Annotated in this window: 10 protein-coding genes and 1 pseudogene; 5 read left to right on the forward strand and 6 right to left on the reverse strand. The window is 69.3% G+C overall.

Going from position 1 to position 11,522, the window contains the following annotated elements; genetic code table 11:
* Nucleotides 1–317: 317 nt before the first annotated feature.
* The gene (locus ACNFOC_RS21085; RefSeq protein ID WP_416960643.1) at nucleotides 318–695 is read left to right on the forward strand and encodes a nuclear transport factor 2 family protein; all 378 of its coding nucleotides are present in this window, start codon (nucleotides 318–320) and stop codon (nucleotides 693–695) included.
* A gap of 85 nt (nucleotides 696–780) precedes the next feature.
* Here ACNFOC_RS21085 and ACNFOC_RS21090 read toward each other — a convergent pair whose 3' ends face one another.
* The 3 genes from ACNFOC_RS21090 to ACNFOC_RS21100 form a co-directional block, all read right to left on the reverse strand.
* The gene (locus ACNFOC_RS21090; protein WP_416960644.1) at nucleotides 781–1,890 is read right to left on the reverse strand and encodes a DUF475 domain-containing protein; all 1,110 of its coding nucleotides are present in this window, start codon (nucleotides 1,888–1,890) and stop codon (nucleotides 781–783) included.
* A 275-nt stretch (nucleotides 1,891–2,165) separates the two neighbouring features.
* The gene (locus ACNFOC_RS21095; RefSeq protein ID WP_416960645.1) at nucleotides 2,166–3,287 is read right to left on the reverse strand and encodes a GNAT family N-acetyltransferase; all 1,122 of its coding nucleotides are present in this window, start codon (nucleotides 3,285–3,287) and stop codon (nucleotides 2,166–2,168) included.
* A 420-nt stretch (nucleotides 3,288–3,707) separates the two neighbouring features.
* The gene (locus tag ACNFOC_RS21100) at nucleotides 3,708–4,895 is read right to left on the reverse strand and encodes an MFS transporter (RefSeq protein WP_416960646.1); all 1,188 of its coding nucleotides are present in this window, start codon (nucleotides 4,893–4,895) and stop codon (nucleotides 3,708–3,710) included.
* 71 nt (nucleotides 4,896–4,966) lie between these two features.
* On the opposite strand from ACNFOC_RS21100, the gene ACNFOC_RS21105 reads away from it, so the two are divergent.
* The 3 genes from ACNFOC_RS21105 (at nucleotide 4,967) to ACNFOC_RS21115 (ending at nucleotide 7,449) form a co-directional block, all read left to right on the forward strand.
* Complete coding sequence (locus ACNFOC_RS21105) at nucleotides 4,967–5,932, forward strand: ArsR/SmtB family transcription factor (protein ID WP_416960647.1); 966 nt, start codon at nucleotides 4,967–4,969, stop codon at nucleotides 5,930–5,932.
* A 78-nt stretch (nucleotides 5,933–6,010) separates the two neighbouring features.
* Nucleotides 6,011–6,514, forward strand: coding sequence for a glutathione peroxidase (locus ACNFOC_RS21110; protein ID WP_416960648.1), 504 nt, complete (start codon nucleotides 6,011–6,013; stop codon nucleotides 6,512–6,514).
* Nucleotides 6,515–6,582: 68 nt separating this feature from the next.
* Nucleotides 6,583–7,449 (forward strand): MerR family transcriptional regulator, encoded by an 867-nt coding sequence (locus ACNFOC_RS21115; RefSeq protein WP_416960649.1) that lies wholly within the window; start codon nucleotides 6,583–6,585, stop codon nucleotides 7,447–7,449.
* A 198-nt stretch (nucleotides 7,450–7,647) separates the two neighbouring features.
* Here the strand turns inward: ACNFOC_RS21115 and ACNFOC_RS21120 are convergent, their stop codons facing one another.
* From ACNFOC_RS21120 to ACNFOC_RS21130, 3 genes are all read right to left on the reverse strand, one after another.
* Entirely contained in the window at nucleotides 7,648–7,857 is a 210-nt protein-coding gene (locus tag ACNFOC_RS21120; RefSeq protein WP_416960650.1) for a DUF397 domain-containing protein, read from the reverse strand.
* A 242-nt stretch (nucleotides 7,858–8,099) separates the two neighbouring features.
* The gene (relB, locus tag ACNFOC_RS21125; protein WP_416960651.1) at nucleotides 8,100–8,957 is read right to left on the reverse strand and encodes a type II toxin-antitoxin system RelB family anti-toxin; all 858 of its coding nucleotides are present in this window, start codon (nucleotides 8,955–8,957) and stop codon (nucleotides 8,100–8,102) included.
* A gap of 356 nt (nucleotides 8,958–9,313) precedes the next feature.
* The gene (locus ACNFOC_RS21130; RefSeq protein WP_026150485.1) at nucleotides 9,314–10,066 is read right to left on the reverse strand and encodes a GOLPH3/VPS74 family protein; all 753 of its coding nucleotides are present in this window, start codon (nucleotides 10,064–10,066) and stop codon (nucleotides 9,314–9,316) included.
* Between the two features lie 288 nt (nucleotides 10,067–10,354).
* On the opposite strand from ACNFOC_RS21130, the pseudogene ACNFOC_RS21135 reads away from it, so the two are divergent.
* A pseudogene (locus tag ACNFOC_RS21135) lies at nucleotides 10,355–11,522 on the forward strand (hypothetical protein); the annotation flags it as partial.

Raw genomic sequence — 11,522 nt, forward strand, 5'->3', positions numbered from 1 at the left:
GGTGCGATCGGAGGTTGTCGAGGCAGTCCTGAAGCGTCGACACTCACTCTCGGACGCCGCCATTACGGCTCGCCCGCACCAAAGCCACCAACTGCCTCGACCGGTCCGCGCCGATCCGCAGTTCCTTCCGCAGCGACTCAGCCGACACCGGACGCTGATGCAGATCCCGATGCTGAGCATCGACCTGCCGGGCACGCCCCAACAACGGGTCTTCAGAGGCTTGATCCTCTCGGACTGGCCTTTTGCCATGATCGCGGCCGTGTCTGTTCCCACCGCACGGGCCGGGGTGTGTCAGTGGTCCCTGTCAGGATGCGTCCATGGAACCGGCGGAGGTCGTTCAGACGTTGTGGGATCGCATGCAGGCCCGGGACTGGAGGGGGCTCGGCGAGCTGTTGGCCGAGGACCTGGTGGTGGAGTGGCCGGTCAGCGGCGAGCGGATCGAGGGCCGCAGGAACTTCGTGAGCATCAACGCGGAGTATCCGGAAGGGTGGGCGATCAGGGTTCTGCGGATCGTCGCGGACGGCGAGGTCGTGGTCTCCGAGGTGGAAGTCCCCCACGACACGATGGGTGTCCACCGCGCGGTCTCATTCTGGACGGTCCGGGACGGGAGGATCGTCACCGGCCGGGAGTACTGGACGGAACTCGGGTCGGCCCCGTCACCGGAGTGGCGGGCCGCCTATGTACAGCGGGTGTGACCGGGCCAGCGGCCAGTAGACCTACGTCCCCGACATCCCGTGAGCGCCGCTGGCTAGTTGGCTAGCTAGCTACCTGGCTACCTGGCTAGGGAACCTTCGCCGTATCCACAGGCTCCGCCGCCCCCTCCTCCTCCGCCAACGCCCGGTTCCGTCGCACCGACGACCAGAAGGACCAGCCGATCAGGATCACGCCGACCAGACCGGTGATGACCTCGTTGATCTGGTACTGGATGGTGACCATGAGGATCACGGCCAGGGCGCCGATCGCGTAGTGCGCGCCGTGCTCCAGGTAGACGTAGTCGTCCAGCGTGCCCTGGCGAACCAGGTACACCGTCAGGGAGCGGACGTACATCGCGCCGATGCCGAGGCCCAGGGCCATCAGCACGATGTCGTTGGTGATGGCGAACGCGCCGATCACGCCGTCGAAGGAGAAGGACGCGTCCAGGACTTCGAGGTACAGGAACATGAAGAACGCCGCCTGGCCCGCCAGGACCACCGCCGAGCGGTCGCTCTCCCGCTCCCGCTCCTCCTCCGCCTCCAGACGGTTCTCGAAGAAGCCGGAGAGGCCGCCGACGATCATGTAGGTGATCAGGCCGGCGATGCCGGAAACGAGGACCGTCTGAGCCTTGTCCGCGTGGGCGCCGCCGTGCTGGTGGGCGTGGGCCGCGAAGGTGAACGAGGTGATCAGCAGGACGATCAGGGCGATGCAGACCGACAGCATGTCGACCTTGCCGAGCTTCGCCAGGGGGCGTTCCAGCCAGCCCAGCCACTTGATGTCGCGGTCCTCGAAGATGAAGTCCAGGAAGATCATCAGCAGGAACATGCCGCCGAAGGCCGCGATCGACGGGTGGGCGTCGGTGACCAGTTGCTGGTAGCGGTCCTTGTCGGTCAGCGCGAGGTCCACCGCGTCGATCGGGTTCTTCTTCGCCGTCACCGCGACGATGACGACCGGGAAGGCGAGGCGCATGCCGAAGACCGCGATCAGGACGCCGACCGTGAGGAAGATCTTCTGCCAGAAGGCCGACATCCTCTTCAGGATCCCGGCGTTGACCACCGCGTTGTCGAACGACAGCGAGATCTCCAGGACGGCCAGGATCGCGATGACGCCGAACGCCGTCCAGCCGCCGTACCAGACTCCCAGGGCCAGGCCGAGCGCGGTGACCGCGAACGACCAGCGGAAGGTCTTCAGAAGCACGGTTTCCCCTTCCTGTTGTCGCGCGGTCGCCCGCGGGCCGGGCCCAACAGCCCTGACCGTCATCGGCGTTGTCTACCACGACCGCCTGTCGTACAGGTGACGGGGGGCGATCTCCTACGACGACCCGACCGGCCCGGAGCGCGCGAACGGGGCCCTTGACCTCTCGGTCCAGGGCCCCGAGTCCCGAGTCGTGCATCCCGAGTCACGAATCCCGGATCGCGCATCCCGAGTCGATGGTGCCGCGCCGTCTGCTTCTTCTACTTCTACTTCTACTTCTACTTCTTCGGCGGCACCTTGCCCGTCGTACGCAGCGTGCCCACCGTCTTGAGGAGACGGTCCGCCGGGTCGCGCAGGGACTGGTGGGCCAGGACCGTGTTGCGCAGGCCGCGGACCGGGCGGCGCCACAGGCGGTGGGCCGCCGCCACCGGGTGGGGGCGGGTGGCGAAGCCCTCGCCGACGCGCAGTTCGCGGGTCTTGAGCCAGTCCTTCCACTCCTTGTCGCCGCGTCCCAGGTCCATGAGGCGTACGCCGTGCCGGCCGGCCTCCTCGGCCATCCGGAGGTGCATGATCAACCCCGGTGAGTAGTACCGGAGTTCGGGGTCGTACGCCGTGAACCAGGCCGCGAACAGCGTGCGGGACGTCGGGCCGAAGTGGGCCGCCACGGGGCGGTCACCGGCGTAGAGGACCGACAGAATGCCGGTGAAGTGTTCCTCGCGGACGCGGAAGAGATGGTCCACCAGGTCGACGATCCACGGGCGGGCGAAACGGTCCATGCGGCCGGTCCTGCGGTACTGCGCCGACTTCCAACGCATCAGCGTGCGCAGCACCTTGGGGTCGCGTTCGTCGTAGACGAAGCGCATCTCGCCGAGGTCGCGGCCCAGCCTGCGTTCCTTCTTCAGGGTCGTCTTGGCGATGCCCGGGTACGCGCCGCGCAGCCACTCCGGGTAGGGGACCTCGCCGTCGCCGTCCTTCAGGTCGATCACCGGGGACGCGAAGGTGCCGGTGACGTAGCGGCCGAACGGCTGTTGTTCCTCGACGAGATGGTCGAACTCGAAGACCGACAGGCCGCAGGCCCGCAGGAGTTGCTGGGCGTCCCAGGTGACACCGGGCCGGTGCACCAGGGCCTGGCAGTCGGAGAGGCCGAGGCCGATGGCCCGGCCGACGCCGACGGGGTTGCGCTCGTACGGGAGGAAGCCGACCGGCTCTCCGCTCTCGTGCAGAACCGCCACCTGCGCCCCGCCGCGGTGGCGGCCGACGCCGTCCGCGAACTCCGGTGCCAGAAAAGGGTTCGCGTAGTCCGGCGACTCGTCCATCGCCTTGTGCCAGGCCTGGCGGAGCGTGGTGGTGAGCTCCTCCGGTCTGTGGATCGTGATGTCCGCCTTGCTGTTGGATCGCATGGGCGACCGTCCCCCCACTTTCCCCCACGACGCGTCGTCCGCGTCCTGCCTACGTATCCCAAGGTACGACGAGACACGAACAGTTCGGCAGGGCTCAAACGTCGCGAAACAGTACGGACGCTGTCAAGAACGCCTGTGGTCACGGAAAAGGACGGATCACCCTTTCGGAGGTGGGGCTCGGTGGTGTTGCCGGAATTGCCTGTCTCTCCTAGGTACAGGCCGAGGAGTTCGCCGTCCGGCGCGGCACGGGCCCAGGCGCGCACCCGGCCGCCCTTCTCGCCGGTCACCAGCAGGCCGTCGGGGCTGTCCGTCACCGTGACCGGGCGGCCGGTGCGGGTCAGGGTGGCCTGGACGATCCGTTCCAGGGTGTCGGCGCCGACCGCGTCCGCGACGCGTGGGGCGCCCCAACACCCTTCACCCTCAGGCCGTTTGCACCTCGGGGATCTCTCCTCGCACCTGTCGGCCGAGCATCGCCAGTGTCAGGGTCACCGCCACCGACGCCACGGCCACCAGGGTCATCGCCGTTGCCGGGGTGGTGAGTTGGGCGACCGTGCCCGCTACGGCCGCGCCCACGCCCTGCATGGTGAGCATGCCCGCGGAGCGCAACCCGAGGGCGTGGCCCGCGAGTTCGTCGGGGGTGAGTTCCATCAGGCGTTCCTGGAGGACGAGGCTCGCGCCGTAGCCGACGGAGGCGACGCAGACCGCCATGGCCGCCCAGGGCATGCCCGGGCGGAAGGCGAAGAACAGGTACGGCGTGGCCAGCAGGAGGCGGAGCGGGATGTCCAGGCGGGTGCGCAGGGCGCGGGGCACGAAGCGGCCCAGGGTCAGGTCACCGGCGAACATGCCCAGCGCCGCGCTCGCGAACAGCACGCCGGCGGACCGGGAGTCGTAGGAGACGTAGAGGGATTCGCAGCCGACCACCAGGCCGTTGGGGACCCACATGCCGAGGTAGGTGAGGCGGCGGGGGCGGGAGGACCACAGGAGGGCGTTCGTGCGCCAGGTCGCGGCCACCGACGGGCGGCCCGCGGAGCGGGGTGGGCGGGCGGTCAGGCCGAGGCGGAGGAGCAGGGCGGTGGTGGCGTACAGCGCCGCCGCGAGGAGGAGACAGACCCTCGGGGAGAGCACGGCCAGGAGGGCTCCGCCCGCCGCGAAGCCGGTGACCTGCATCAGGCCCGAGGCCATGTTGAAGACCGAACGGCCCAGCAGGTAGCCGTCCTTGGGCAGGATCTCGTTGAGCAGGCCGCCGCTCACCCCGCCGCCCAGCGAGGCGATCAGGCCCTGGAGGAACACGATGCCGAAGATCGCGCCGATCGGCAGACCGGGGAGTGCCAGTAAGGCCGTACAGACTGCGAAGGCCGTGTTGATGCCGGTCAGGGTGACCCGCGGGGGCAGGCGGTCGGCGCCCGAGAGGAAGAAGGTCGCGCCCAGCATCTGGGCGAGCTGCGGGCCGAACATGCTGACGGCCGACAGCAACGGGGACTCCGTCGCCTTGTAGACGAGGGTGGCGAGCGCCAGACCGCTGATCGTGAGGGCCGCGTTCTGGGCGGCGAAGGAGAAGAAGAACGGGGTGTACTCGGGGGTGCGGAAGAGCTCGCGGTAGCTGCGCATGCGGGGAGTCTGCGGGGGTGCGGGTGGGGGTTCTATTCTTTCGCGCGGACGCGAAACACGGGGGTGGCCGGATGGGGTTGTGGCAGCTCAACGCGGACACTCTCGCGCGGAGCCGGTTCGTCCTGTCGTCGTTCGCGGAGACCTTCGCCGCGCTGAAACTGCTGCACGCGGGGGTGGGCGCGCACCCGGGCGAGCAGGTGTGGCTGCGTGATCATCTGCCTGGCTACCAGGGGCTGTTGGCGGCCGATCCGGTCACCGGAGCGCTGGTGCGGGCCGGGCTCGGGCGGTCCTGGATCGCCGACTTCCTCTGTCCGACCCAGACGGACCGGGAGTCGTTCGCCGAGACCATCGCCCGGGTGCGGGAGACCCGGCCCGAGGACGCGCGGGACAACCTCCGTGTCTCGCTCGCCGGGCCGCTCCCCGCCGCCCTGGAACGCGACGATCTGCCCGAGCGGGCGGCCCGGCTCCTGGAGTACGTCTGGGAGGAGACCGTACGGCCGTACTGGGCGCGGCGACGGCGGGTGCTGGAGGCCGATGTGGTGGCCCGGACGGCACAGGTGAGCCAGGGCGGCTGGGCGGCCGTGCTGGACACGCTGTCGCCGGGGCGGACGCGGTGGCTCGGGGAGAGCCGGCTACAGATCAATCTGCACGCGAATCCGCCCCGGGAGATCTCCGGCGCGGAGTTGCTCCTCATGCCCGTCACGCCGAAGGGCGGGTGGGTGTCGTGGGAGGCGCCGGACCGGTACGCCATCGTCTACCCGTGCGCGGGTGCCCTCGCCGACCATGGCTCGCGCGCGGTGCCCGCGAGTCTGGGCGCGCTGCTGGGCCCGTCCCGGGCGGGTGTGCTGACGCTGCTCGGCTCGCCGATGAGCACCAGCCAGCTGACCGCCGTGACCGGGCAGGCGCTGGGCTCGGTGGGGCGGCATCTGCGGGTGCTGCTGGACGCGGGGCTGGTGGAGCGGCGGCGGGCGGGGCGGTCGGTGCTGTATTCGCGTACGGCGGCCGGGGAGGTCGTGGTGAAAGCGGCGGGGCTGTAGTCGCACGGGCCGCCGGCGAGCCCGTAGGCACGTGGGCCCCCTGGGGAGAACGACATTTACCGGAGTTAGCATCCGGTTATGACGACTACAGAGAACACGGGTCCCCTCGGTGTCGAGATCGGGTCGCTCACGGGCGGCTCGGCGGACCTCTCGCAGTACGCGGGCAAGGCCGTCCTCGTGGTGAACGTGGCCTCCAAGTGCGGGCTGACCCCCCAGTACACGGGCCTTGAGCGACTCCAGGAGCGGTACGCGGCGCAGGGCTTCACCGTGCTCGGCGTGCCCTGCAACCAGTTCCTCGGGCAGGAGCCCGGCAGCGCCGAGGAGATCGCCGAGTTCTGCTCGGCGACGTACGGCGTGACCTTCCCGCTGACCGAGAAGGTCGAGGTCAACGGGGACGGCCGGCACGAGCTGTACGACCGGCTCGTCGGCTTCGCGGACGGCGAGGGCCACACCGGCGACATCCGCTGGAACTTCGAGAAGTTCCTGATCGGCCGAGACGGCACGGTGCTCGCCCGCTTCTCCCCACAGACCGAGCCGGAGTCGGCGGAGGTCGTCGCGGCGGTCGACGGCGCCCTCGCCTAGGAATGTGTTGACCTTGCCCCTGGGGCAGGGCTGAGCGTCCTTGTCGCCGGGCGGACAGGAACCGCCCGGTGACGGAGGATGCTGTGGTGGACGACGAACTGCTGACCATCGGCGCGTTCGCGGCGCGGGCGCGGCTCTCGGCCAAGGCGCTGCGGCTGTACGACCGGCTCGGGCTGCTCGCACCGGATCGTGTCGACGAGGTGAGTGGCTACCGCTACTACCGCGCGAACCAGGTCGAGCGGGCCCGACTCGTGGCGCTGCTACGGCAGTTGGACATGCCGCTGGCCCGGATCGCCGAGCTGGTCGAGACCGACGGGAGCGACGCGGCGGAACTCCTCGCCGGGTACTGGACGGACGTCGAGACCAAGGTCGCCGGACAGCGCACGCTCGCCGAGTACCTCCGTGCACGCCTTTCGGGGAGGAGCTCCGAGATGTACGGAAAGTTCGTGGTCGAGACGGTCGAGGTACCGGAACAGGTGCTGATCACCGAGACCAGGCACACCCTCGCGGACGAGTTGCCGACCTGGATCGGCGCCTCACTGGGGCGACTTGAGGCGGCGGCGAGGGAGTGCGGGGGCGTGAGTGCCGCGCCGTTCGTCGTCTACCACTCCGAGGTGTCGATGGAGAGCGACGGCCCGGCCGAGGCCTGCGTGCCGGTCGCGGACGAGGCGGCGGCGCGCGCCTGGGCCGCGGGGCAGGGGCGGGCCCGGCAGACGGCGGTCCGGGTGGAACCGGCACAGCGGCTGGCGTACGCCCGGATCACCAAGGCGCAGGTGGCGCATCCGCAGATCCTGGCCGCGTTCGAGGCGGTGGAGCAGTGGGTCGCCGCGCAGGGGCTGCGGTACGCCGGGCCGTGCCGCGAGGTGTACTTCGCCGACTGGAACGCGGCGGGCCCGGAGGACCCGGTGTGCGATGTGGCGTTCCCCGTGAACTGAGGCGCCACAGACGGCGGTCGCGGGCACAAGCCGAGCCCCCTCGGCCAGGACGGCGGGCCAGTCGAGAGGGCTCTTCTTGAAACGCTTGTACTGCTTGCAACGCTTCTACTGCTTGCACCACTTGTGCTGCTCGTACTGCCTGTCGTGCATGAACTGCACTGTGCTGCTTATGGAGTTGTGAAAGGTGATCCAGCCGCATCAGTGAAGGTCGTGCGCCCCCCGCGCGACATCTGCCACGAAGGCGTTCCACGAGTCCGCGGGGAAGGCCAGCGTCGGTCCCTCGGAGACCTTGGAGTCCCGCACGGCCATGGCCGCGAGAACCGGTGACTTGATCTCGACGCACGCGCCGTTCCCGGTGGAGTACGAGGACTTGGTCCAAGTGTCCGTGGCGCCCTGACGAATTGCCATTTTTGCTCCGGTTATGCCAGTTGTTGAGTTGCTGTCACCGCGCGTCGCGTCCGGCCACGAACTCTCCGGACGCACAACACGGTTTGCGCCAACGTCTGTTGCTCGATGGCGTGATCGACGCTACTCGCCAACATCGGCGGGCGAAGCGGCCATTCACTCGACCGGGTGGCATATACCCCTGGTGTCTTCCATCCCGCCCGGCGGAAGGTGTACTCTGCGGCACCTTCCGCCAACGGGGCCCCTCAGCGCGCGTATTCCTTCGCGATGTCCGCGATGAACTGACGGGACTGGTCCACGTTCAGGGCCTGTGCCCTCAAGTGCTCGTACATCACGCTGTACTTCTGGACGTCGTTCGCCTTCTCCAGGTACAGGTCGCTGGTGACGCCCTCGATGTAGACGACGCTGGAGTCCGCCGCGTCGGGGAACTCCAGGATCGCGTACTGCCCGTTGAGCCCGGGATGGGCGCCCATGTCGAACGGGATCACCTGCACGGTCACGTGCGGCAGTTGGGACTGCTCGACGAGATGCTCCAACTGGTCCCGCATCAGCGAGCGGTTGCCGACCACCCGGCGCACCGCGGACTCGTCCATCACGGTCCACAGCCGCAGCGGGTTCTCCGGGGCGGAGATCCGTTCCTGCCGGCGCAGCCGCACCTGGACCCGCTTCTCGACATCGGCCGAGGCGGTCTCGGGCAACGCCCCGGTGATGAGCGCCTCGGCGTACTGCCGGGTCTGCAACAGGCCGGGGACGACCTGGGGATCGTAGACGCGCAGACTCGCCGCGTCCGTCTCCAGCCCGATGTAGACGCTGTACGGGATGTCGCCGAAGGAGTGCCACCAGCCTTGCTGGCGCGAGTCCTTGGCCATCTGCATGAGGGAGTCGACGATGCGGACGTCCTCCACCTCGTAGACCCCGCACAGGTCGCGGACGTCGCGCTGGCTGATGCTGCGCCGCCCGTTCTCCAGCCGGCTGATCTTCGACTGCGACACCAGCAACCGCTCGGCGACTTCTTCGGCCGTCATGCCCTTGAGCTCTCGGAGTCGACGCAACTCCTGGCCCAACCGGCGTCTCCTGACGGTGGGATTGACACTTGACGCCACGGGAACGTGCACCTCCGGCTGCATGCCTGTACTTGCTGCTACTTGCTGCTCACTGCTTGCCACTTTGCGTATCTGCTGTTGAGCAGACTGCCACCAAGGTGGTTTCTACCGCTGGGAAACGGTGGATATGCGGCAGGTACGAGCCATGTTCGGGTTGCCTGAGGCGTCCGCGAAGGCGTCCGTAGATGCGGCCGAGCGGGGTGGAGAGACGTTACGTCTACTCCACCCCGCTCGGACCAGCGGCTCCCGAACCGGGTCTTGGGGACTGCGGTGCGGCGTGTACTGCGGTCGTGCGGTGGTACCGGTCGTGCCGTGTGCCGCTCCGCGGTTTCCGGCGTGTGCCGTGGGACTGCGGCTCAGTGAGCCACGGCGCGCGCCATGGTGCCGCGGTGCGGCTGCATCGGAACACCACGAGCCGGTTCCGGTGGCCTTGATCCGGGCGCGGCCTGACGGCCGGCCGGGGCCGGGCTACGGCGTGGCTGTGCCGCCACCCCGTTCTGGACGTCCATCACGGCGTGCGCCACGAGTCCGCCCATGGGGTCGTGCCTGATCAGGTCCCGCAGCCGGGAGCGGGACGAGCGTCCCTCATTACCCGGATACAGGTGTTTGCCCAGACCTACCGCGTGCGCCAGTGCGGCGAGCGCGGCTGTCCGCGGGTCCGGTGGCACACCGGTGCGGATCGCGGAATCGAGTCGGCCCCTGATCTCGCGGCTGATCTCGTTGTCCGTCGCTTGGTAGCGAGTCGTCGGCAACACCCCGCACATCTGTCCCGCCACGGCATGCACCATGCCGCACCGCTCGAGATGCGAGAGGTAGGTCTGGCGAAGTCCCAGTCGGGGCCCGCCAATCCAGTTCACTGCACGCACGGGAGCGCCACGCCTTCGCAGCAACTCCAACGCGCAGTCCAAAGTCGGATCTCCGGTCGGCCGTGGTACGACCACGGCGATACGATCCCCGTCCGGGGCTATCCGTCCGGCCAGCGCCAGCTCCACTAGCTGTGCTCCGGCCAGACCGAGGTCGAGCGACTGCGGCTGTGCAGTGGTACCCGTGGCCGGGTCCAATGCCAGCAACAGAAGCTCTTCCGGAAGTGTTCTGCGGCTCCTGCCCATCCATGCCTCCCCGCGTGGATGAATGACAGGGTGACCCCTCTCACATTGGTCTGTCGAGAGCGCGTGACCGCTTCGTGATGGAACCGGCAGGTATGTCGTTCTCGTCTACCGCGAGGGGTAAGCCCGCACACAGGACACTGGTACATGGTTCGGACAGCGGTGTTGATGCGTTGTCCGGGCGGCGGGTAAGAGATTTTCCAGCTGGCTTCCACCTGATTTTCCAGCTGTTTTTGTCACTAACTCGGTTATCTCGGTCGGTTCGGTTGACGCACGCGGAGCGTGCGGCGCATGGAGGAGGCATCGGTGGCGGGCGAGTCCCCCGACAGGTCGAAGAAGCGCGAGTCGTCGGCAGAACCGACGCCGGGGAGCGCGAGTCCGGTTCCTGAGGCCAGGGGCGAGCGCGATCCCCGGTTGGCGGTGGCCCGCGAGACCGGGACACCGTCCACGGCTCAGCGCGGGGGCGTGGACACGGCGACGAAGATCTTCTCGATCCGGGAACTGCGGACGGAGACGACGGAGGACGCCGCGGACATCGAGGACACCGAGGATGCCGGGGACACCGAGGGGGCTGAGGCGGAGGCCGGTGGGTCCGGAGACGCTGGTGGGTCCGGTGACGGAGGTGACTCCGGTGACGCCGGTGGCTCCGCTGACGCTGAGGCCTCCGAGGACGCCGATGCGCAGAACCCTTCCGCCAAGGGCGGCCCGGAGGGCGACGCTCGGTTGCGTGCGGCTGTGGCGGCTTGGGTGTCGTCGGGGTCGAACGGGGAGAAGCCGACCGACACCGAGGAGTCGGCCGGGGGCGAGACGGCTGACGTGACTGAGGACTCGGAGAACGTGGCTACGGCCGAGGGTCCCGAGGACGCGGAGACGCCCGCTGGAGGCCCGGAGACCGAGGACGGCGGGGACGGCGGGGAAACCTCCGCCTCCGACGCTCTCAAGGGCGCTGAGGCCGCTCAGGAGAGCGATTCGGGCGAGCGGGTCGAGGATGCCGGGGACGCGGAGGCGCGCGATTCGGGTGCCGCCGAATCCGAATCCGAGTCCGAGTCCGAGTCCGAGTCCGACGGTGGCGGTGACGGTGACGTGACCGAGGGTGAGCGGGTCGCTGACGCGCGCTCGGAAGCCGAGGGGGACGCGGCCGAGGCCGGCGCCGCCCCGAAGGACGCCGAGGACGCGACCGCGGCCAAGACCGACGACCGTCCGGAGGACGCCGAAGGCGACACGGACGCGGACCCCCGGACCACGGACACCGGCACCGAAGACGCCGCCCCCGCCGACGCACCTGACGCGCCCGACGCACTCGACGCACAACCGGAAGCCGCCGACGGCGAGTCCGCCCCGGAGGGGCCACCCGCAGCCGACGACGAGACCCGCACGGGCGGTGCGGGTGGGAACACGAAGGCGGCCGATGGCGAAGCCGAGGCCGTCGATCACCCCACCGCCGTCTTCAAGGCGCCCC

Source organism: Streptomyces colwelliae, from assembly GCF_048158785.1.
Taxonomy (GTDB): Bacteria; Actinomycetota; Actinomycetes; order Streptomycetales; family Streptomycetaceae; genus Streptomyces.

Excerpts from the sequence above, each read along its gene's own strand:
- ACNFOC_RS21095 (WP_416960645.1), bottom strand. The coding sequence starts at position 3,287 with ATGCGATCCAACAGCAAGGCGGACATCACGATCCACAGACCGGAGGAG.
- ACNFOC_RS21100 (WP_416960646.1), bottom strand. The coding sequence starts at position 4,895 with ATGCGCAGCTACCGCGAGCTCTTCCGCACCCCCGAGTACACCCCGTTC.
- ACNFOC_RS21110 (WP_416960648.1), top strand. The coding sequence starts at position 6,011 with ATGACGACTACAGAGAACACGGGTCCCCTCGGTGTCGAGATCGGGTCG.
- ACNFOC_RS21120 (WP_416960650.1), bottom strand. The coding sequence starts at position 7,857 with ATGGCAATTCGTCAGGGCGCCACGGACACTTGGACCAAGTCCTCGTAC.
- ACNFOC_RS21130 (WP_026150485.1), bottom strand. The coding sequence starts at position 10,066 with ATGGGCAGGAGCCGCAGAACACTTCCGGAAGAGCTTCTGTTGCTGGCA.
- ACNFOC_RS21105 (WP_416960647.1), top strand. The coding sequence starts at position 4,967 with ATGGGGTTGTGGCAGCTCAACGCGGACACTCTCGCGCGGAGCCGGTTC.
- ACNFOC_RS21085 (WP_416960643.1), top strand. The coding sequence starts at position 318 with ATGGAACCGGCGGAGGTCGTTCAGACGTTGTGGGATCGCATGCAGGCC.